We start from the raw sequence: 21680 nt of genomic DNA, 5'->3' as shown, positions 1-21680 counted from the left end.
TCCATTAGAAATTACTCATATGATGGTCACATATTTCCATAGAAATGTCAGGGTTATTTTTAGATGAAAATTGACACTCAACGGAATAAAACTCACCCGTGTGATTACCCCTTTACGGACAGATCACGTAAAATAACCAAAATCACAAATCAGAGTCTGTCATGGATAACCGCAGAAAAATTCGCGCTGCCGTCTCTCTTCTCTCGTTCATTGGGATTGTTGCCCCATTTATGTTTTTAATGGGTGCCGAAAATACCGAAGAGGCCTTTAATGAAAATGCCAGTTGGGTGATTAAAAATACGCTGGTGTGGATTGTTGTGATGTCTCTGCTGTTGATCAAGAATCCTAAGTTTTTTGGCGACGAAACCCCCTTCGATATACTGCTTCGTTACGCTAAACGTCTGTTTAAATCGAACGCTTCTGACCGATAGTGAGCCGTTGATCAATGCTTAAACTGAACGCACTATCTCTCTCTAATCTTCGCGGTGATCTGCTCGGTGGTTTAACCGCTGCGGTGGTCTCACTCCCTTTGGCGCTCACATTTGGTGTCGCCTCTGGCGCTGGCGCAGAGGCGGGACTCTATGGTGCGATCCTAATCGGTCTCTTTACCGCGCTGTTTGGTGGAACCTCTACGCTGATCTCTGAGCCTACTGGGCCTATGACCGTGGTGATGACCGCTGTGATCAGCACTCTAGTGGCTGCGAACCCTGAAAATGGTCTGTCTATGGCGTTTACCGTGGTGATCATGGCAGGGATATTCCAGATCGTGTTTGGTTATCTCAGGTTGGGCAAATACATCACCCTGATGCCCTATGCGGTGGTTTCTGGCTTTATGTCAGGCATCGGATTCATACTGATTATTCTGCAGATAGCCCCTGCGTTAGGGCAATCTCCACCGGCGGGCGGGGTGGTTGGTACCGTAACTCATCTGCCAGAGTTGATCATGAACGTGCACTTCAGTGAGTTGTTGCTGTTCTTGGTGACACTGGGTGTGTTGTTTAAAACGCCTGAAAAATACAAAAAGTTCGTGCCGCCTCAGTTGATTGCACTGGTTCTTATTACTCTGGTCTCTGTGATCATCTTTAGCAGTGATGGAGTCCAACGCATTGGTGAGATCGATGTGTCACTGCCTTCAATGACCTTGCCCTATTTCACCTATGATCAGCTTCAGATTATGTTGGTCGATGCGATGGTGTTGGGCATGCTTGGTTGTATCGATTCAATGCTTACCTCGGTCGTGGCGGACAACCTGACCCGAACAGAGCATGACTCCAACAAAGAGCTGTTTGGACAGGGGTTAGGCAATATCATGTCTGGTCTGTTCGGTGGTCTACCAGGTGCCGGTGCCACTATGGGCACCGTGGTCAATATTCAGTCCGGAGGGCGAACACCACTCTCAGGTGTTATAAGGGTTCTAGCACTGGCAATAGCTGTGTTTGGAGCAGGTTCATTGATCGAAAATATCCCTTTAGCGGTGCTGGCTGGTATTGCGGTAAAAGTGGGTGTCGATATTCTGGACTGGTCGTTCATTAAACGGGTTCACCTTGTCTCTAAATACAGCACGATGATCATGTATGCCGTTCTACTACTAACGGTCTTTGTCGATCTGATCGTTGCGGTGGGTGTCGGTGTCTTTGTCGCGAACGTCATCATCATCCGTAAGTTATCCGATGTTGAGGCTGAGAAGGTTCGCTCTATGTCCGATGTCGATGATGAGATTCCGCTGACCCCTGAACAGCAGTCCCTGTTGAATGAGGCGAATGGCCGTATCCTACTGGTCTACCTTTCGGGAGCGATGATTTTTGGTGTCTCCAAAGCCTTAGCCCGTGAGCGAAAAGACATCGCTAAACACGATGCGGTTATTTTTGATCTCAGTGACGTCAGCTATTTAGATGACACCATGACGCTCTCCATTGAGAACGTCATACTCGAAGCCTTAGATCTTGGTAAAGAGGTGCGTCTAGTGATGGCACCGGGCGCTGAGAAAGATCGATTGATTCGCCTTGGCCTTGATCAGCGCCTCCCGGCTGATCGTATAACAGAATCAAGAACCGAGGCATTGAGGCAGTCACTTTCCAGTTTATAAGCTAAGCTGAAGCAAAAGAGATTTGGAGGTCTACTATGTTCAGTTTGATCTTTAAGACAGTTCGCCACCTGTTACTCAGGGTATTGCTTCCGCTCAGTCTGCTCTTTTCAGGCGCGGCCTCAGCTAAAACGGTTAAAGAGATCCTTGCACTTGAAGAAGCGCCACCAGGAGTTGTGTTTGAAATTTTGGCGCCTAATCCACAACAGTGGCAACGGATTCAACCTCGTTTGATGGGTGCCATAGACTCTTTGCGATCAGCTTTTCCAGATCTCGATATTGCGGTGGTTAGCCACGGCAATGAACAGTTCGCTCTGACCACTGAGAATGAGAGTAAGTTCCCACTTTTGCATCAAGGGGTTCGTGATCTAGGTGAATCTGGCGTGGATCTGCATGTGTGTGAAACCTTTGCGAGTTGGAGCAACGTCACAGCAGAGGCTTTTCCAGACTACGTAGACGTTGCCCCTTCCGGTCCCGCGCAGATCAATAACTACGTTGCGATGGGGTATCTGTTGGTGGATCAGTTCGCGTTTTAATTCGCTCTCTGATTTAACATCTCTTTAATCTCAGCCAGCTGTTTTTGAAGATCAGCGATGGTTGGCTCATTGGCCTCGATCGCTTCCTCTTTAAGGATGCGCTCATGCTCCTCATTCATCACATTGACGACAATACCGATCACCATGTTCAAGAAGGCGAAGGCCGTTAAGAATATAAAGGATAGATAGTAGATCCAGCTTAGACTGTAGACCGTCATCGTTTCGTACATCACATCGGTCCAATCCTCAAAGGTCATCACCCTAAAGAGTGTCAACATCGACACCGCGACATCGCCCCAAAGGTCGGGGTTAATCGCAGCAAACAGCGTCGCACCAATAGCAGCATAGACGTAGAAAATGATGAACATCAGCAGAAGGACGTACCCTAGCTGAGGCAGTGCTTTGATCAACGAGTTCAGCAGCATTCTAAGTTCAGGAATGATGCTGACCATTCGGAAGACGCGGAACACGCGAACTAGACGTGCGACCAGAGCGGTATCGGCCTGACTGACAGGGATCAGGCTGATCACAACCACTAAGGTGTCGAATAGGTTCCAGGGATCCTTAAAGAAGGTGCGCTTGTTCTCATCGGCAATGAAACGAACCGTGATCTCGACCAGAAAGAAGACGGTAACTGCGATATCCAGCCAACCAACAATCATCTCAGCGGTGTCAGAAAGGTCAAAGGTCTTGGCACCAATCAGGAGCGCCGAGCCAATAATCACCGCAATTACGGTGAGCTCGAAGAGTTTGTTAGAGCGGATTTTAACGAGTGTCGATAGTAAAGCGTTGCTGTTCATTGGCTTAGAAATTCACTACATAAAATGGACGCTGATAGTAATTGAAAATACTGGAGTTGTGGAGAGGGTAGCTCTTGAGCTCTGTGTGAAAATTAATGAAGATCTATGCTGTACCGTTTGAGCGTCTCGAAACTGATAATCTCAAGTGTTTTTGCATTAGTTGCGGATAGATTAACTCTCGGGGCGCACCCTGAAACCTCGGCTTCCTCCCATCGTTGAGCACATAGGCACCAAGAGTCGCCTGGCTTTAAACCGGGGAACTGATATTCAGGCCGGGCGGTAATGAGATCATTCCCTTTGCGAAGTGAGAAGAGCAGAAACTCCTCCGTCATCACAGCGCAGACCGTGTGGGTTCCGCGATCATATTCATCTGTGTTGCAACATCCGTCTCTGTAATAGCCAGTTAGCGGATCACTGCTACACGTTTCAAGTGGCGTGCCTAATACGTTTAACTGTTGGTTGTTCATCTGTTTTACCTTAATGATTTATCGACTAATCCTATATAGGCCACCATTGGGTGCGTCACTTAACACTAAAATTGAGCCATCATTGGCCTGTTCAACGTCTCTAACTCTTCCCATCTCATCATTGAATAATCTCTCCTCTGAAACGGGCAGATTGCTATCAGGATCTATGACGATTCGGTAGATGCTTGTGAACTTCAAAGCGCCAACCAAAAGATTGCCCTGCCATTCGGGAAACATCTCTTCGGTATAGAAGGTCATTCCCGATGGTGCAATGCTTGGATCCCAGACCCAGAGAGGATCGGTATATCCATCGGGTGATGAGTTAAGACCTATATCCCCACCTATGTACTCCTTACCGTAAGAGACGGTTGGCCAACCGTAGTTGTTATCTTGCTCAATGAGATTGATCTCATCACCACCGCGTGGACCATGTTCATGAGACCATAAAAGTCCTGTATTAGGCTGTAATGCAAGACCTTGTGGGTTTCGATGACCCATCGAGTAGATCTCAGGCAACCAATCTTGCTGAGTATTGGCTGGCTCCGGCTCAACAAGGTTCAGTCGAATAATTGATCCAGCATGATTGGAGGGGTTTTGAGCGTTACTGCGATCACCACGGTCGCCCAACGAGGCAAACAGGTAGTTGCCCTTTATGACTATCCGACAGCCGAAGTGTGCACCGGAGGGAGAGCGATGGTTGGAGACAAAAATATCCTTGGGTGTTAAAAGCTGATACCCATCCAATTTGGCCGATGCAATCGCTAAGCCTGCACCACCTTCTAACGGTTTGCTGTAGCAAAGATGTACCCTATTTGATTGTTCATCATAGGCGACATCGAGAAGCCCGCCTTGCCTAAAACTTGCTACAAACGGGGTGGGTAAAACGGCTCTTTGCTGCCCGGTTGTAAGGTTAATGCGCAAAAGGGCACCGGCTCTTGCTGTCACGAGGACCTCTTCATCGTTAAGGACAGCGATACCCCAAGGGTGAGAAATGTCTGAACCTATTTTTTCGATGGTGAAGGCAAATGAAGCCTGGCCTAGTAGTAAGGCTGATAGGAGAGTGATGACTTTCATTTCAGATACCGTTGGTTTTTATGTAGTTACGGTATTTGGGCTGGGGTGGATTTTTGGCCAGATTTATGAAAACACCTCCTGTGTTTTCACCCTTCGGGCCGTCGCACCTTTGGTGCTCCTTTCAAGGCCAGATTTGCGATTACACATCCTGTGCAATCGTCCTTCGGACTGCCTTCGGCATCCCAAAATGCTATCCATGCATTTTGGTGAACTGAGTTGTTACTTCACATCCTGTGAAGTAATCCTGCGGACTAGCTTTCAGCTATCCAAATAATGCTGTCCTGCATTATTTGTCGTCAGTTCTGCATCTGGCCCATCCGCCAGACGAAAAAAAAGGTATAAACCCTGCGGGCCTATACCTTTTTTTACGTTGGTAGCGGGGGTGAGGTTTGAACTGGTGACCTTCACCGCGGAGCTAATAAGAGTGAGCCCGACGTGGTTTTTTGGGTCGTAGATTCAAGCCAGATTTATGAAAACACTTCCTGTGTTTTCACCCTTCGGGCCGTCGCACCTTTGGTGCTTCGTTCAAGGCCAGATTTGCGATTACACATCCTGTGCAATCGTCCTTCGGACTGCCTTCGGCATCCCAAAATGCTATCCATGCATTTTGGTGAACTGACTTCGCCAGTGCTCTTATATTCGCCCCCACCAACGAAAAAAGGGAAGTGCACTTTGAAGTACACTTCCCTTTTTTACGTTGGTAGCGGGGGCCAGATTTGAACTGACGACCTTCGGGTTATGAGCCCGACGAGCTACCGGGCTGCTCCACCCCGCATCAACGTGGGGCGTATTATACATAGGTTTAAGGTTGCTACAAGCCTGTTTCTAAAATATTACGATATTCTTCCACTATTTTTTTAGTTTGGTACTCTTTGTAGCCTATTTTAAGGAGTATGGCGTTGCACGATTACTATTTAGGCTTACCTCAGTGGCAACATCCTGTTTGGGAGGGCGGCTGTTTGGCAGGGGGTGGGACTGCGCTACAACGTTATGCTCGTCAATTTTCATCGGTTGAGGGAAACACGACTTTTTATGGTTTGCCTAAACCGGATACGGTGAAGCGTTGGCGGGATGAGACGCCTGATGACTTTCGATTCTGTTTTAAGTTCCACCAAGATCTTTCTCATCGCAGTGCTTTAGAGGTGGCTAATCCTAAAGTGGCCGAGCAGTTTGAAGTGTTGGAGCCGCTGGCGGATAAAATCGGGCTGCTCAATCTGCAGCTACCAAAAAGCTTTAACAGTGAAGGGATTGAGCATATCCATCGATTTCTGTTGGCTCTACCTAAAGCCTTCAACTACTCGGTTGAAGTTCGTCACCCTGAGTTCTTTGCGAAAGGGGACGAGGAGAGGGCGTTTAATCAGATGCTGCTGGAGACAGGCGTCAATCGTGTGATGTTCGACACCCGTCCCATTTTTGCAGTAACCGCCATGGACTCAGCTACCTTAGATGCTCAGCAGAAGAAGCCCAAAGTACCGCTCCATGTCATTGCAACTAGCAAGCATCCACAGGTGCGTTTTATATCGACTATGCAGTGGCAGGAGTCTGATCGCTATTTAGATCAGTGGGTCACTAAGGTGTTGCAGTGGATCGATGAGGGGAGAGTGCCTTATCTCTTCTTTCATACGCCAGATTGTGCTGAAGCACCGGAACTGGCTGCGCGTTTTGTCGATAAGTTGAAAGAGGCAAAACCCTCTGTGCAGGGGGCAACGCCTGAGTTGCTCGCGTCGGAACAGAGCTCTCTATTTTAGAGAGTCCGTTCTCCTAGTGTAACGCGTGAGTTTGTGCCAGTGTGAAGGGGGCAATGGTCGCTTGAAAGGTCTCATTTTCGTCGGTGATCATGTCGTAGTGACCCTGCATGGCACCCACCTCAGTCGCTAAGACCGTGCCGCTGGTGTAGCTGTAGCTTTTGCCCGGTTCAATGGTGGGCTGTTCACCGACAACTCCTTCCCCTAATACCTCTTGTGTCTTCTCATTGCCATCGGTAATCAGCCAGCGGCGGCTCAGTAGCTGGATAGGCATAGGGTTATGGTTGGTGATGGTGATGTGGTACGAAAAGACATAGCGATGTGTCTCTGGATCCGATTGGTCGGTCAGATAGTCGGTTGTCACATCGATCGCTACGTTTCGGCTCAGTTCATAATCTTGCATGTATAGACAGTCTCGTCGTGCAGTGCTTATTCAGCGCTGTTTCGTAAATCATAGATCGCGTCAGCGATGGCGACAAATTCAGCGAGAGAGAGGCGCTCAGGGCGTAATCCAGGATCAATACCCAAGGCTTCAAGTTGCTCGCCGGTAATCCAACCCTTCATATTGTTACGCAGAGTTTTACGTCGCTGACTGAAACCGGTTCTGACAACGTCAGCCAACAGCTCAGCACTTTTTGCTTGTATGGGTAGCGTTTTGTGCGGAATCAATCTAACAATGGCGGAATCGACCTTCGGTGCCGGATTAAAGGCGCCGGGTGGTACGATAAAGAGCTTCTCTACCTGACAGTAGTACTGCGCCATTATGCCAAGGCGGCCGTAGTGATTTTCCCCCGGCTGTGCAGCTAGACGTTCCACCACCTCTTTCTGCAGCATGAAGTGCATGTCGCTGATCAATCCTGAAAAACTCAAGAGATGGAAAATCAGCGGCGTTGAGATGTTGTAGGGCAGGTTGCCGATCACGCGAAGTGGGCGCTCATCTTGTTGCAGTGACGAGAAGTCAAACTTGAGAGCATCCGCCTCGTGAATCTTAAACTTATCTTCATACCTAAAAAACTTGGTACGCAGGACTGGGACGAGATCACGGTCTAACTCTACCGCTTCCAGCGCACCGGCGAGCTCTAGAATCTCTTCTGTAAGTGCACCTAAACCGGGACCAATCTCAACGAGGTGCTCTTCAGGTTTTGGATTAATCGCAGAGATGATACGACCAATAATAGTAGGGTCGTGCAGAAAGTTCTGACCGAAACGTTTGCGGGCCACGTGCCCAGGGTTTTTACTGCTCATATCAACCTATGATTGTTTACGGTTAGAAGCCATCTCGGCAGCATAACTAAGGGCGGTCTGCAAAGAGCCTGCATCGGCTCTGCCTGTGCCGGCAAGATCCAACGCGGTGCCGTGATCGACTGAGGTGCGCACAATAGGCAGACCCAAGGTGATGTTCACTGCTTGGCCAAACCCTTTGTACTTGAGAACCGGCAGCCCTTGGTCGTGGTACATCGCAAGCACCGCATCAGCGTCTTTTAGATGATGTTCGGTGAAGAGCGTATCGGCAGGGAGTGGGCCAATCAGGTTAACACCCTGTTCCCGGTAGCTATTCAATACCGGTTCGATCGTGTCGATCTCTTCACGTCCCATATGGCCGCCTTCGCCAGCATGGGGGTTTAAGCCTGCAACCAAGACGCTGGGTTTGTCACAACCAAAGTAGTGCTTCAGATCATCCAACAGAATATCGATGACCGAACGAAGTAGCGGTTGCGTTACCGCTTGAGGCACTTCAGATAATGGCAGGTGTGTCGTTGTAAGAGCAACTCGTAGCCCTTCGGTCGCCAACATCATAACAACCTGATCGACGTCACAACGCGATTGTAGAAACTCTGTATGGCCTGTGAAGGGGTAACCGGCATCATTGATAACACCCTTATGAACCGGTGCTGTGCAGATGGCATCAAACATGCCACCCAAAGCCCCGTCTACAGCTAAACGAAGGGTATTCAGAACATAGACGCTATTGAGCGGATCCAGTTGGCCTGGAATAACATCGGCATTCGATGGGGTGCCAATGTAAAAGAGCTCTCCAGGCTGACAGCCAACGGCAGGCTGGTCTGGATCAAACTCATGCAGTTTGATCGGCAAGCCTAAGAGTTTTGCGCGATCGACAATAATGTCAGGGTCACAGATGATGACCAGTTGGTGCTCAGAGCCTTGCTGGGCAATCTGAACACAAAGGTCTGGACCGATGCCGGCCGGCTCGCCCGGGGTCAGTGCAATTCGAAGAGCCACTACTTCACCTTAATGTCGACGTAGGCTTCTGAGCGAAGTTCACGTAACCAAGTGGAGAGTGCTTCATCGTACTTACGTTTACGGATTTCTGAGCGGGCTTGGTTTTCACGCATCTCAGTGGTGAAGTCCTGTTGGCGACGCTCTTGTACTTGTACAATGTGCCAGCCAAAGCGGGATTCGAAAGGCTCGCTCACCTCATTAATAGCCAGTTTGTCCATCTGCTGTTCAAACTCAACAACCATCTTGCCCGGTTGTATCCAGCCCAGTTCACCACCCAATGAGCCGCTGCCCGGGTCATCGCTGTAGCGGCGCGCCAACTCTTCAAATGGCTCGCCCTCTTTGTATCGTGAGTAGAGCTCTTCAGCGAAGGCTTGAGCCTGTGCTGATGTGCGAATCTCTGAAGGGGCTACCAAAATGTGGCGTGCTCGAGTTTCTGTTACCAGTGTGGCTTGATCGCCACGACGCTCGCGCAACTGCAGTAGGTTAAAGCCTGAAGGGGTTCTAACCACTTTAGAGACTTCGCCATTTGATAGACCCGACACAGCAGAGAATATTTGGGTCGGTAGCTCTTGTGCTTTACGCCAACCCAGGTCACCGCCATTAAGCGCATTGGGTGCGTCCGAGCTGCGTACTGCTAGATCCGCAAAATTAGCGCCTTGATCCAGTTCGGCTTTGAGTTGGTTGGCGCGCTCTTGAGCAGATTTAATCTGTTCTGGTGACGCAGGTGAAGGGAGAGCCACTAGAATGTTGCTCAGTAGATATTCACTGCGGTCTTGGTTCTTCGCCAAATCTGAATTGAGGTAGTTCTGAACCTCTTGGTCCGTTACGGTAACTCGACGGTTGACGTTGCTCTGCTGAACACGGCTAATGATCAGTTCACGACGAATCTGATCACGCACCTGCTGATAGTCACGCCCTTCGTTGATCAACGCTTTACGGAAATCACTCAGGGATAGGTTGTTCTGCTGAGCGATGCGGTTCATCGTACTGTTCAGCTCACTATCACTGACGCGAATGCCTTGGCGCTCTGCCAGTTGCAGTTGAATACTCTCAATGATCAGCTGCTCTTTGACTTGATTAGCCAAAACCTCAGCGGGTGGTAGCTGAGCTTTACGTGCCGTTAATTGAGCACGGATATCACGAATTCGCTGATCCACTTCGGAGCTCATGATGATGCTTTCGTTAACTACGACGGCAACACGGTCCAGTGCAACGGGCTCTGCAAGCACGGAGCTGCTTGAGAGGGCAAGAATCGCCGATGCGATCAAATGTTTAAAAGTTGTCACGGTCATCCTCGTTATAACCCGTTAAATCCTCAAGGAACTGACGACCTTCGCTCTGGCCAAAGGCGCCCAGACCGCGAAGAATGAATTGAATGTAGAACTTGTTCTCACGTTCGAAATCGCTGCTGCCGTCGACAATGCTTCGCTGTCCGGTAAAGCGCACCTTCCAACAGCAGTTTTCGTACTCGATACCGGCAAGCGTCTCTAGGTTTTCAGACTCTTTGATATCTTGGGTGTATCGTGCAACGCCGCTCCACTCTGTCGTGATCGGCCAACGCGTGGCCAGATCGATCTGGTTGAAGGTGTTGTTACCGTCACTGCTCTGCGTTTTACGTAGGTTTGCGTAGAGTAGTCGCTCATCATCTGGACGGTAGTAGGCACGATAGTTTTCGGTCAGTAACGCAGCTGTTTCACGATCAATGCGCGAGTCATGGCTCAGCGTCAGCACTTCAGAGGGCTTCCAGCTGGCGTAGACAGCGTAATCCGATTGATCTGCTGTACCGGTTGAATCGCCTGGGCGAGCATCGTGATCACCAAAGTAGTGAGCCTGTGCAATGCCTGCCGAGATCAGCTCACGCCCCGTTAGACTGTAGACTTTGCTCTCTAGACCTAGGGTTGCTTGATCGGTATGGCTGACACGGTCATTACCGGAGTAGCCTAAATTATCGAACAGGTTGCCGTAGCTAAAGCCAAGGGCGCCTGAGTCAAAGTTAAGTGTGTCTGTATCCTCACCATCAACATGTATCAGTTTGATGCGTGGCTCTAGCGTCTGAGTGGCAATCTCGCCCTGACGTTCAAAGATCAGGCCTGAATCCAACGAGGCAAACAGGTTGGTGTGCGACGCACTGCTATTATCTGAGAAGTCATAGCTTGAGTGCCAAACGCCCGCTTCAGGTCGTAGGTAACCCCAAGTGGTCTCCGCGCTGTAACCGATTGACTGGCGGGCATGAAGACGACTGCCGTCGGTTGCGCTCTCATTGGTTGAATCAAACTGTGTGTACTGCACGGCGAGATTCAGCACTGTCTCATTCAGACTTTGGCTGGTACTGAAGTTGAGCTGAGGCATGCGCTTGTAGCTGGTTGAGTTATCTAGAATCTGATAATCATTAACCAGTGCCGATGCACTCCAGCCATTACCGCTATAGGCTACTTGAGCACGCTGAGAAAGTACATCAGCAGCCGGTACTGCCAGCGTTACCGGCGTTAGGTCGTCAAAGTAGTTGTCATCACTGACGCGAGTGAAGCTGACATCACTCGACCAGTTGGGTGCCGGAGTGCCGGTATGATTGAAGTCGATCAACCAACGTTCACTCCCCTGAAGATCATCATCGGGAAGCCAGCTGGTATTCAGCGTGTTCATGCTGAAGCTGTTGAGGTAGCGCGCCTCGTTTTCAAACAGTACGCCACGCTGTTCGATGATGCGCGTCGTTAGCGTGTCATCGATGTTAGGCGCAATGTTGAAGTAGTAGGGCAGAGCCAGATCGTAACCATCCTGCTCGCTGGTGCTGAGGGATGGATAGAGTAAGCCCGTTCTGCGCGTGTCATTCAATGGCCAGTAGAAGTAGGGCAGGTAGAAGACCGGTACACCAGCAACTTCAAATCGGGTATTCCACGCCTCTCCATACCCCTCTTGAGGATAGAGCTCCATCTGCGCTGCTCGAATGCCCCAATCGTTATTACCCGGTTCACAGTAGGTAATCAGTGTATCTTCGGCTTCAACGCGCTGATCACCAAAGCGTGTCATCGCTTCTGCATCACCGCGCATATGTTGATCATGCATGACGAAGCGCGCTTCATTGGCGATGGCGATCTTATTGTTCAGGTCAGCAGACATGGCATCTGCAATCATCAACAGGTTGGGTTCACGGTAACGCACATCGCCACGCAGTAGGGCTTGTCGCGATTGCGCTTCAAACTCGGCGAGGTTGGACTTAATCTGGCGACCAGACTCTTCGATGATGACGTTGCCACGTAAAATGGATAAACCATCGAGATCGGCATCGGATTCGTCAGCGTTGATGACCGTGCTGCTCTCTTCGTTACCGGGAGCCAGATCGCCAACCCAGATGTCAGGCTCATCATAGCGACCTTTGCAGACCAGTCTTTCAGCATCCAGAGGTGCTAAACGAACCCAGTCTAAATTGATGTCACGTCGGTCATCACTAGGGTCACGAATGATGGCCCGAGCTGGAAGAGTGACTGCCTCAATCGGCTCATCTGTCGCTTCGCTCGTTGCAGTTGTTGCAACAGCTTTTGTGTCAGGCTCTGGTTTAGCGTCCGTTTTAACGGGTTCAGGTTTGGCGGCGATTGTCTGTTCTGGTTTCTGCTCTGGCTCGGCGGTCAGAGAATTTTTGGGCTCTTGCTCTTTTTTGGGCTCTGGCAGCGGTTTAGGCAGCGTTTTTGTGATCTGTGCTTCGATCGCATCTTCAGTTGCTGAGATGCGAGTTAACGGAACCGGCTCAGGTTTGTAATCGGCAGAAGCACCGCAGCTCCAACCTCGGTCAGTCTGCTGACAGTCCCAGGCGCCCGCTGCATTAGCGGCGTTTGAACCACCTGCAACAACCAAGCCTAAAATGATTTTTGTAATTGCGTTTTTTTCGAAGGGCATTGAATGCGATCCGCTGGCTACCGAGACGACGTTTAAGTAGCCTCAAAAGTCGAGTAATATTGGGCACTTATAATAAAGATTCCCGCTCTTCAGTACCAGAGGTTAACGTAAATGGGTTCGCGCCAAGCGCAATTAAAAAACTGGGCTAGACAGGTTTGGCCCTATGCCGATCGCGACCAGCTAGAGATTACCCCTGTCAGCGGTGATGCCAGTTTCCGTCGATACTTCCGTGCGTCGACACCTACAGCAGAGTTAATCGCTGTGGATGCCCCACCAGAGAAAGAGAATTCAGAGCCATTTGTGCGTATCGCTAAAGAGTGGTCTGAAAAAGGCATTCATGTGCCTGAAGTGGTGGCTGATGATCTTGCTTTAGGCTTTATGCTGCTGGAGGATTTTGCTGATCAGCAGCTCTTAGATCGCCTGAAATCCGAAGGTGATGCGCCCTATCTTCAGGCATTAGAGACGCTGTTGGGTATTCAGATGCTGCCGGCTGAGGGCTTGCCCAACTATGATGCCGCCGTGCTGACACGTGAGATGAATCTTTTCCCAGAGTGGTTCTTAGGTGAGATGCTTGGCATCACAGAGGGCTGGGATAGCCTTCTAGAGAAGACCTATCAGCAGTTGATCGAATCGGCGTTCAGTCAACCTCAAGTTTGTGTGCATCGCGACTATCACTCGCGCAATCTAATGCCGTTAGTCGATGGCGGACTGGGTGTGATCGATTTTCAGGATGCATTGATCGGTCCTGTCACCTATGACTTGGTGTCACTGTTACGTGATAGCTACATCGAGTGGCCAGAGTCAACGGTCGCTGAATGGGTAGAAAACTACCGCCTCATGCTGATGGATGTCGGTTTCTCTTTGCCAGACTCAGTAGGGTTTAAAAAGCTCTTCGATCTGATGGGCATGCAGCGTCAGCTCAAGGTGTTGGGTATCTTCTCCAGACTATACCTGCGTGATGGGAAATCGGGTTACCTTAAAGATATTCCATTGACCTTCGAATACCTCTACCGAGCTGCTTCGGCCCATTCGGAATTCTCCGATCTAAAAGAGGCGCTATCTGGGCTGATACCCGCCATGCGTCAACACGAGCTGCTTGGTCAGCATATCGCTTCAGAGTGGCCAAAACTGTGAAAGCTATGATTTTAGCGGCGGGCTTGGGAACTCGAATGCGCCCGCTGACACTGACAACCCCCAAGCCTTTGATACCGGCTTTAGGAAAGCCTTTAATTGTCTATCAGATCGAAAACCTGGTGCGCGCGGGTATCACCGATATTGTGATTAATCACGCTTGGCTCGGTGAGCAGATTGAGCAAGCACTGGGCTGTGGCGAGCAGTTTGGTTGCTCATTGCGTTATTCTGCTGAGCAAGAGCCTCTTGAGACGGCAGGTGGTATTCGTAAAGCACTGCCGATGCTCAAAACAGAGAGCTCAGATCAGCCGTTTCTTCTGGTCAATGGGGATGTCTATCTCTCCCAAGAGTACTCAGAACTGGATTTAACTCTGGATTCAGACGACCTGGCTAAACTCTGGTTGGTTGATAATCCAAGCTGGCACATTGATGGCGACTTTGCCTTGTCAGATCAGCGAGTCTCACTTCAGGGTGATGAAAAGCTGACTTTTGCGGGTGTGAGTCTGTTACGACCTTCACAGTTTGATGCGTTGGCGCTTAACGAAAAAGCGGCATTAGCGCCGCTTTTACGCAGAATGATAGAGCAGTCTAAAGTGGCCGGTGCTAAGCTAGGCGGATATTGGAATGATGTGGGTACGGTGGATCGCCTTGCCGATGTTGAAACCTTTTTGAAAGAGGCGGGTTGATGAATCCTCAAGCCATAGGCGAACAAATTTTTCGATACCGTACCGGTGTCGTGTTAGGTGCACTGGTAGGCCTGTTTACCGGGGGTATCTGGGGTCTGATTTTTGGTGGTTTTTTAGGCTTTCAGTTAGAGCGCGGCATTCGTTCAGCCAAGCAGATGGCACCTCAGTTAATCTTCTTCCGAGCGACCTTTGCTGTCATGGGGCGTATCGCAAAAGCGGATGGGCGGGTGACCGAAGATGAGATCGCATACGCCCGCTCCGTGATGGATCGAATGCAGCTCGATGAGTCCAAGCGTCGAGAGGCGATCGAGTACTTTACCGAGGGTAAGTCCCCAGACTTTGATCTGGATCCACTGTTGCGCCCACTTGCTGCAGTCTTTAGACATCGTAATGACCTGCGCATGATCTTTTTTGAATTGCAGATGGCAGCGGCTTTTGCCGATGGTGAAATCAGCGATGCCGAGCGTTTGGTGATTGTCGATATCTGTCAGCGACTGGGTCTTAAACGCGATGCCATTGATGCACTGATTCGTCGAATGCAGGCGCAAAGCAGCTTTCATCAGCATTGGCAGGGTGGTGCACCGACTCAGCAGCGTATCGATGAGGCCTATGGTGTACTCGGTGTGGATGCCAGTGCCACCGATGCACAGGTGAAACGGGCTTGGCGCAAACTGATGAGCCAGCACCACCCCGATAAGCTGGTCTCAAAAGGTTTGCCAGAAGAGATGATGCAGCTGGCTAAAGAGAAGGCGCAAGAGATCCAAGCGGCCTATGACCTGATTCGAGAGGTCCGCAAAGCCAGTTAACGGCCCATTAAAAGAGTCTTCAGTTTTTCTTTCTGTTGTCTCTTTTAGCACTGACTTAAAATGAACCCAATTAAACAGCTAGGTTAGACCCATGAAAGATTTTTTGATTGCCCCTTCGATATTGTCAGCTGACTTTGCTCGCTTAGGTGAAGAGGTTGAAAACGTATTGGAAGCAGGCGCCGATATTGTCCACTTCGATGTGATGGATAATCACTACGTTCCTAACCTAACCATCGGCCCAATGGTATGTAAGGCACTGGTTAACCATGGTATTAAAGCGCCAATTGATGTGCATCTGATGGTTAAACCTGTCGATCGTCTGATCGGTGACTTCATTGATGCTGGCGCCAGCTACATCACCTTCCACCCTGAAGCGTCTGAGCATATCGATCGCTCACTGCAGATGGTGCGTGACGGGGGTTGTAAATCTGGCTTGGTGTTTAACCCAGCGACACCGCTGCACTACCTTGATCATGTCATGGATAAAGTCGACATGATTCTTCTAATGTCGGTGAACCCGGGTTTTGGTGGTCAGAAGTTCATTCCAGGAACGCTGGATAAATTGCGCGAAGCACGTCGTCGTATTGATGAGTCTGGTTTGGATATCCGTCTTGAGATAGACGGTGGTGTAACGACCAGTAATATTGCAGAGATCGCTAAAGCGGGTGCCGATACATTCGTTGCAGGCTCTGCGATCTTCAATACCGATGACTACAAAGCGACCATCGACACAATGCGAGCGGAGCTAGCTACCACGCGATGAGACTCTTTGCCGATCAAGCACCCAAACTCATCATGTTGGATCTGGATGGTACTCTAGTCGACTCCGTTCCAGATCTAACGGTCGCGGTCGATCAGATGTTAAAAGCCGTTGGCAAACCCGAGGCGGGTGATGCCAAAATTCGAACCTGGGTCGGTAATGGTGCGCATGCGCTGGTCGCTAGGGCGCTATCGGATGCCATGGACTATCCCGCTGATCTTCAAAATACGCAGGAGTATCAGCACGCCTATCAGTTGTTTCTTCACTACTACGAAGCGTCTAATGGCGTGACGGCTTGTACCTACCCTGGGGTTAAAGAGGCGCTAGCGCGTTGGAGTCAAAAAGGCATTAAGCTGGCGGTTGTTACTAATAAGCCTATGCAGTTCACAACACCATTAATTGAAGGGGTGGGTATTGCTCATCTGTTTGATTTTGTGAGCGGTGGCGACTCGCTACCTAAACGTAAGCCCGAACCTGATCAGTTACTGGATATCATGGTTAAAGCGGGTGTGAATGCCGACGAATCGCTCATGGTGGGTGACTCTTCCAATGACATTAATGCCGCTCATGCTGCCGGCGTAGCCGCTCTGGCAGTGCCTTACGGATACAATCATGGGCTCCCTATTGAAGAGTGCAACCCAGATCAAGTAGTCGAGTCACTGGACTCTTTTCACCACTAATTGGCTATTAACTTTCAAGGATTGATGGTTAGCGCTTTATGGATAAGCTCTCCTTTTCGCTGTTCATTATTTTTGCTGGTCTGGGCAGTGGCTACCTGCTGCGCAGAGTCGTTGAAGCGTCTCTTATTAGGCTCCCTTTTGCGTTAACAACACTCAGTCGTGTGACGCGTGATTTAGGTATCATGGTGATGATACCCATCGCCTTTCTATTAGCGATCTGGGTGCTCGAGTTTACCGATACGACTCTGCTGGCACTGCCTTTGATCTGCCTATTTGCTTTGATAGTCGGCGGTCTGTTGGGGTATGGCTTAGGGCTATTGAATAAACAGGATCGTCCCGGTCGCGCTGTGATGGGCTTAACCACCAGCTTCACCAATATTGGTGCCATGGGATCCTTGGTGGTCTACCTCTTCTTGGGCGAGGCGGGCTTTGCGTTGGTCACCCTCTATCGACTGTTTGAGGAGATCTTCTATTTTCTGGTGGGGTATCCGGTCGCGCAGTGGGTTTCAGGTAAAGGGAGTGAGGGGCTGACTCGTTTTCAGCGACTCATTAAGGTGATTAAGCAGCCATTTCTTATCGCCATTTTAACGGCGTTTAGCCTTGGGTTTCTGTTTAACCTCAGCGGAATAGACCGCCCTCTATTTCTAGACAGTGCGAATGATTGGGTCATTCCGATCGGGACCTTCAGTATGCTGGTGTCGGTCGGCTTGGGATTGAAAGTGACCAGTATCGCGCGCTACGCCAAATATTCACTGCAAGTGGCCATTACCCGCGTCACTCTGTTACCGCTGTTGACCCTCTCTATGGCCTGGTTGGTTGGATTGGGCGAATACGCCGGTGGCTTGGCGCTCGGCGTCGTGTTGATATTGAGCTCCATGCCCCCTGCGGTCAACTCAGTGGTGGCCAGCGCCTATTACGATTTGGATGTTGATCTGGCTAACTCAAATTGGATTGTCTCGACGCTTTCGATGGCGTTGGTGGTTCCTTGGCTCTACTTCGCTCTGCATTTAATGCAATTGGTCTAGGATCGCCTAAAGGCTAAGGATTTTCTTCTAAAGAGGTTGCGAACCCGATTGGGATTGGGCATCGTACAGCATCACCAAAAGATAACAGTGATTGTTATAACAGTTGCGCGTGCGCTGCGAGCACGAAGAAAGGAAATACCATGGATATTAAAGAGGCATTAGCCTTAGTTGTTGCGGGGCATCACCTATCGCGTGATGAGATGACCGCGGCTATGCGCCAGATCATGACAGGTGAGGCGACCGACGCACAGATTGGTGCTTTTCTAACAGCGCTTCGCATTAAAGGCGAAACGGTAGAAGAGATTACCGCAGCAGCCGATGTTATGCGCTCTCTAGCAGTGCCGGTGAGTGTCACAGACCCTCAAGCGGTCGACATTGTTGGTACCGGCGGGGATGGTTCAAACCTGTTTAATGTCTCTTCTGCGACCTCGTTTGTTGTCGCAGCTGCGGGCGGTACTGTAGCAAAGCATGGTAATCGTTCGGTCTCTTCAAAATCAGGTGCTGCAGATCTTCTTGAGGCGGCGGGTATTCACTTGGCGCTGAACCCAGAGCAGGTGGCTCGCTGTATTGATGAGGTGGGAGTCGGCTTTATGTTTGCGCCTCAGCATCACAGTGCGATGAAGCATGCCATCGGTCCTCGTCGTGAGTTGGCGATGCGTACGCTGTTTAATGTTCTGGGTCCTCTGACCAACCCAGCGGGTGCTAAGCACTACCTCATGGGTGTGTTTGATGAGTCTTTGTGTCGCCCAATGGCTGAAGCTTTGCGCAGCTTGGGTGCCGTGCACGCTTTGGTCGTTCACTCTAATGATGGTCTGGATGAGATCTCGCTTGCGACCACAACGCAGGTGGCAGAGCTGAAAAACGGTGAAGTGACTGAGTATGAAATTACCGCTGAAAGCGCCGGTTTAGAGGCGCAAACCTTAGAAGGTTTGCAGGTGGCTGATGCGAACGAAAGTCTTGCTCTGATTCGAGCAGCGATGAGTGGTGCCAACCCTAAAGCAGCCGATATGGTAGCGCTGAATGCGGGTGCTGCACTCTACGCGGCAGACAAGGTTGAATCACTTAAAGCGGGTGTCCAGTTGGCGGTCGAGACGATCGCATCCGGTGCGGCGTTAGCGAAAATGGAAGAGCTGGCTCGTTTCAGTCAGGCGTTTAAGGAAGCCTAATGTCAAATATCCCAACGGTACTAACCCGAATTATTGATCGTAAATTTGAAGAGATTGCCGAGCGTTCAGAGCAGGTCTCTATCACTGATCTGAAAGCTCAAATTGAAGCGAACCGAGGCGGTGCCACTGATCCGCGCGGTTTCGTGAAATCGATGCGAAATGCATTGGCAGAAGGTCGCTCGGCCGTCATTGCTGAGATTAAAAAAGCGAGCCCCAGTAAAGGGGTGCTACGTGAACAGTTCCACCCAGCTGATATCGCGCAATCTTATGCCGTCGGCGGTGCAAGTTGTCTGTCGGTATTGACCGATGTTGATTTCTTTCAGGGGGCTACTGAGTACCTACAGCAGGCTCGTGCAGCCTGTTCGCTACCGGTCATTCGCAAAGACTTTATTGTCGATGAGTACCAGGTCTATGAAGCGCGTGCCATGGGTGCGGATTGTATACTGCTGATCGTCTCGGCGCTGGATGATGCCAAAATGAAAGAGCTCAACGACCTAGCTATATCGCTGGGTATGGATGTGCTAATCGAAGTGCACGATCGTGACGAGCTGCTCCGTTCTCTGCCGCTGGGCAACACCCTAGTGGGTATTAATAACCGTAACTTGCACACCTTTGACGTTAGCTTAGATGCCACCATACAGCTGTTGGCGGACATTCCTGATGATCGTATTGTAGTCACCGAGAGTGGTATTTTAGGGCCCGACGATGTGGCGCTAATGCGTCAGCATCAGGTTAACTCCTTCTTGGTGGGTGAAGCATTTATGCGTGCCGACGTGCCGGGTGAACGTCTGGCTGAATTGTTTAAATAAAAGGATTTTATGATGCATGTTGAAGTGAGCTGGGAAGGGGAAGAGCGTTTTAAAGCGATTACCGACTCTAAGTTTGAAGCACATATTGATCGTGATTTAGAGACTGGGCCGCGTCCAATGGAGTACATCTTGGTTGGCTTAGGTGGCTGTGCCAGTGTTGATGTCATGAGCATTCTGAAAAAAGCGCGCCAGGATGTGGTTAGCTGTGTTGCCTCCATTGATGCTGAGCGAGCAGACGCTGTGCCTGCTGTCTTCACTAAGATCCATCTGACTTTTAAGGTGACTGGTCACAACCTCAAGCCGGCCGCGGTTGAACGTGCGGCTCGTTTGTCGGCTGAACAGTACTGTTCAGTCTCTAAGATGTTGGAAGGCGGTGGAGTCGAGATTACTCACAGCGTGGAGATCAACGACGTATAATCCCGCACTGGACTTGCAAAAGGGCGCGCAGATCAGTATGATCACGCGTCCTTTTTTATATCAACCTCCTTGCTTTTGGAAAGATCGGCTGTAAAGGGGCCGGTCACTGACGATCCAAAGGCTAATAAACCGTAAGGAGCTACAATGCGTCACTACGAAGTACTGTTCATGGTTCACCCGAACCAGAGCGAGCAAGTGCCTGCAATGATCGAGCGTTACACGACTCTGATCGAAGGCGATAACGGCAAGATCCACCGTCTAGAAGACTGGGGTCGTCGTCAATTGGCTTACTCAATTAACAATGTACACAAAGCACACTACGTTCTTATGAACATCGAAGCTACTCAAGCTGTAATGGACGAGCTAGAAAACTTGTTCCGCTACAACGATGCTGTGCTACGTAACATGGTTATTCGCACTAAAGAAGCGATCACAGAGCCATCTCCAATCAAAGCTGCTGAAGCACGTGAAGAGCGTAAGCCTCGTCGCGAAGAGCGTCCAGCGCCAGCTAAAACTGAAGAAACTGCTCCAGCAGCAGCTTCTGAAGAATAATTTAAGTAGGAGATATTCAGATGGCACGTTTTTTCCGTCGTCGTAAGTTCTGTCGTTTCACTGCAGAAGGCGTTACTGAGATCGATTACAAAGATCTAGACGTCCTAAAAGGTTACATCACTGAAACTGGCAAGATCGTACCTAGCCGTATCACTGGTACTAAAGCTAAGTACCAGCGTCAGCTAGCTACTGCTATCAAGCGCGCTCGCTACGTAGCACTTCTTCCATACACTGACGGTCACGACCGTTAATAGTGATTGATAGCTCTATAGCTATCTTTGGGTGATTGTTTAATTTTTTACTGCAGGTATACCTGCAGCCTAAATGAGGTTTGAGAGATGGAAGTTATCCTCCTCGAGAAGATCGGTAAACTAGGTGCACTAGGCGATAAAGTTAACGTTAAAGCTGGCTTTGGTCGTAACTACCTGATCCCACAAGGTAAAGCAGTTTCTGCAACTGCTGCCAACGTTGCACGCTTCGAAGAGCGTCGTGCTGAACTAGAAGCGGCTGCTGCTGAAGCACTTGCTGCTGCGACTGCACGCGGTGAAGCTCTAGAAGGCAAAGAAGTAACTATCACAGCTACTGCTGGTGATGAAGGTAAACTGTTCGGCTCTATCGGCGCACGTGACATCGCAGAAGCGATCACTGCGGCTGGCGCTGAAGTAGAGAAGAGCGAAGTTCGTCTTCCAAACGGTGTTCTACGTAACATTGGCGAATACGAAATCGTTGTTCAACTACACGCAGAAGTATCTGCTACAGTGAACCTTAAGATCGCTGCTGAGTAATCAGACGCTTTCTTAAAAAAAACCGC

The 21680-nt window shown here is 50.0% G+C and carries 24 protein-coding genes and 1 tRNA gene; 16 read left to right on the top strand and 9 right to left on the bottom strand.

Annotated elements, in window-relative coordinates; all coding sequences use genetic code 11:
• Positions 1–161: 161 nt before the first annotated feature.
• Genes XMD579_RS09515 through XMD579_RS09505 form a run of 3 tightly spaced genes read left to right on the top strand, consistent with a single transcriptional unit; the run spans position 162 to position 2619 of the window.
• Entirely contained in the window at positions 162–431 is a 270-nt protein-coding gene (locus XMD579_RS09515; RefSeq protein WP_173483054.1) for a hypothetical protein, read from the top strand.
• Between the two features lie 14 nt (positions 432–445).
• On the top strand, positions 446–2086 hold the full coding sequence (locus tag XMD579_RS09510; protein ID WP_173494868.1) for a SulP family inorganic anion transporter: 1641 nt from the start codon (positions 446–448) through the stop codon (positions 2084–2086).
• 35 nt (positions 2087–2121) lie between these two features.
• A complete protein-coding gene (locus tag XMD579_RS09505; RefSeq protein ID WP_173488691.1) occupies positions 2122–2619 on the top strand; it encodes a DsrE family protein in 498 nt (165 codons plus the stop codon).
• Here the strand turns inward: XMD579_RS09505 and XMD579_RS09500 are convergent.
• The 4 genes from XMD579_RS09500 to XMD579_RS09485 all read right to left on the bottom strand — a co-directional run bounded on the left by XMD579_RS09500 (position 2616) and on the right by XMD579_RS09485 (position 5735).
• A complete protein-coding gene (locus XMD579_RS09500; protein ID WP_173481251.1) occupies positions 2616–3419 on the bottom strand; it encodes an ion transporter in 804 nt (267 codons plus the stop codon). The genes XMD579_RS09505 and XMD579_RS09500 overlap by 4 nt on opposite strands.
• Positions 3420–3511: 92 nt before the next feature.
• Positions 3512–3886, bottom strand: coding sequence for a DUF2237 family protein (locus XMD579_RS09495; protein WP_173481250.1), 375 nt, complete (start codon positions 3884–3886; stop codon positions 3512–3514).
• 18 nt (positions 3887–3904) lie between these two features.
• Positions 3905–4960, bottom strand: a complete 1056-nt coding sequence (locus XMD579_RS09490) for a PQQ-dependent sugar dehydrogenase (protein WP_173506295.1) — start codon at positions 4958–4960, stop codon at positions 3905–3907.
• Between the two features lie 698 nt (positions 4961–5658).
• Positions 5659–5735 (bottom strand) — tRNA-Met (locus tag XMD579_RS09485).
• A 118-nt stretch (positions 5736–5853) separates the two neighbouring features.
• On the opposite strand from XMD579_RS09485, the gene XMD579_RS09480 reads away from it, so the two are divergent.
• Positions 5854–6708: a DUF72 domain-containing protein gene (locus XMD579_RS09480; RefSeq protein WP_173481248.1), complete on the top strand. Its 855-nt coding sequence runs from the start codon at positions 5854–5856 to the stop codon at positions 6706–6708.
• Between the two features lie 13 nt (positions 6709–6721).
• On the opposite strand, the gene apaG is transcribed toward XMD579_RS09480, so the two are convergent.
• Genes apaG through lptD form a run of 5 tightly spaced genes read right to left on the bottom strand, consistent with a single transcriptional unit; the run spans position 6722 to position 12837 of the window.
• The gene (gene apaG, locus XMD579_RS09475; protein ID WP_173481247.1) at positions 6722–7108 is read right to left on the bottom strand and encodes a Co2+/Mg2+ efflux protein ApaG; all 387 of its coding nucleotides are present in this window, start codon (positions 7106–7108) and stop codon (positions 6722–6724) included.
• A 26-nt stretch (positions 7109–7134) separates the two neighbouring features.
• Complete coding sequence (gene rsmA, locus XMD579_RS09470; RefSeq protein ID WP_173481246.1) at positions 7135–7950, bottom strand: 16S rRNA (adenine(1518)-N(6)/adenine(1519)-N(6))-dimethyltransferase RsmA; 816 nt, start codon at positions 7948–7950, stop codon at positions 7135–7137.
• Positions 7951–7956: 6 nt separating this feature from the next.
• Entirely contained in the window at positions 7957–8946 is a 990-nt protein-coding gene (gene pdxA, locus XMD579_RS09465) for a 4-hydroxythreonine-4-phosphate dehydrogenase PdxA (RefSeq protein WP_173483049.1), read from the bottom strand.
• Positions 8946–10232, bottom strand: coding sequence for a peptidylprolyl isomerase (locus XMD579_RS09460; RefSeq protein WP_371740262.1), 1287 nt, complete (start codon positions 10230–10232; stop codon positions 8946–8948). Before XMD579_RS09460 ends, pdxA begins: the two co-directional genes overlap by 1 nt.
• On the bottom strand, positions 10219–12837 hold the full coding sequence (gene lptD / locus XMD579_RS09455) for an LPS assembly protein LptD (RefSeq protein ID WP_173506294.1): 2619 nt from the start codon (positions 12835–12837) through the stop codon (positions 10219–10221). The genes XMD579_RS09460 and lptD overlap by 14 nt, the downstream gene beginning before the upstream one ends.
• Positions 12838–12948: 111 nt before the next feature.
• Here lptD and XMD579_RS09450 point away from each other — a divergent pair, with 111 nt between their 5' ends.
• From XMD579_RS09450 to rplI, 12 genes are all read left to right on the top strand, one after another.
• The gene (locus XMD579_RS09450; protein ID WP_173506293.1) at positions 12949–13971 is read left to right on the top strand and encodes an aminoglycoside phosphotransferase family protein; all 1023 of its coding nucleotides are present in this window, start codon (positions 12949–12951) and stop codon (positions 13969–13971) included.
• 5 nt (positions 13972–13976) lie between these two features.
• Entirely contained in the window at positions 13977–14654 is a 678-nt protein-coding gene (murU, locus tag XMD579_RS09445) for an N-acetylmuramate alpha-1-phosphate uridylyltransferase MurU (RefSeq protein WP_217364122.1), read from the top strand.
• Entirely contained in the window at positions 14654–15460 is an 807-nt protein-coding gene (gene djlA, locus XMD579_RS09440) for a co-chaperone DjlA (RefSeq protein WP_173488683.1), read from the top strand. Before murU ends, djlA begins: the two co-directional genes overlap by 1 nt.
• Before the next feature lie 91 nt (positions 15461–15551).
• Complete coding sequence (gene rpe, locus XMD579_RS09435; protein ID WP_173483045.1) at positions 15552–16223, top strand: ribulose-phosphate 3-epimerase; 672 nt, start codon at positions 15552–15554, stop codon at positions 16221–16223.
• The gene (locus tag XMD579_RS09430; protein WP_173488682.1) at positions 16220–16900 is read left to right on the top strand and encodes a phosphoglycolate phosphatase; all 681 of its coding nucleotides are present in this window, start codon (positions 16220–16222) and stop codon (positions 16898–16900) included. The genes rpe and XMD579_RS09430 overlap by 4 nt, the downstream gene beginning before the upstream one ends.
• Positions 16901–16938: 38 nt before the next feature.
• Complete coding sequence (locus tag XMD579_RS09425) at positions 16939–17925, top strand: AEC family transporter (protein ID WP_173484355.1); 987 nt, start codon at positions 16939–16941, stop codon at positions 17923–17925.
• 140 nt (positions 17926–18065) lie between these two features.
• Complete coding sequence (trpD, locus tag XMD579_RS09420) at positions 18066–19091, top strand: anthranilate phosphoribosyltransferase (protein WP_173481236.1); 1026 nt, start codon at positions 18066–18068, stop codon at positions 19089–19091.
• Positions 19091–19900, top strand: coding sequence for an indole-3-glycerol phosphate synthase TrpC (gene trpC, locus XMD579_RS09415; RefSeq protein ID WP_173488681.1), 810 nt, complete (start codon positions 19091–19093; stop codon positions 19898–19900). The genes trpD and trpC overlap by 1 nt, the downstream gene beginning before the upstream one ends.
• Positions 19901–19912: 12 nt before the next feature.
• Positions 19913–20317, top strand: coding sequence for an OsmC family protein (locus XMD579_RS09410; RefSeq protein ID WP_173481234.1), 405 nt, complete (start codon positions 19913–19915; stop codon positions 20315–20317).
• 144 nt (positions 20318–20461) lie between these two features.
• Positions 20462–20869, top strand: coding sequence for a 30S ribosomal protein S6 (gene rpsF, locus XMD579_RS09405; RefSeq protein WP_173481233.1), 408 nt, complete (start codon positions 20462–20464; stop codon positions 20867–20869).
• Between the two features lie 20 nt (positions 20870–20889).
• Positions 20890–21120 (top strand): 30S ribosomal protein S18, encoded by a 231-nt coding sequence (gene rpsR, locus XMD579_RS09400; protein ID WP_173481232.1) that lies wholly within the window; start codon positions 20890–20892, stop codon positions 21118–21120.
• 87 nt (positions 21121–21207) lie between these two features.
• On the top strand, positions 21208–21654 hold the full coding sequence (rplI, locus tag XMD579_RS09395) for a 50S ribosomal protein L9 (RefSeq protein WP_173481231.1): 447 nt from the start codon (positions 21208–21210) through the stop codon (positions 21652–21654).
• The last annotated feature ends 26 nt before the right edge of the window (positions 21655–21680 follow it).

Source organism: Marinobacterium sp. xm-d-579 (assembly GCF_013282935.1).
GTDB lineage: Bacteria > Pseudomonadota > Gammaproteobacteria > Pseudomonadales > Balneatricaceae > Marinobacterium_E.
Note: the sequence above shows the minus strand (reverse complement) of the source record. Positions and strands in the feature narration are given on the sequence as shown.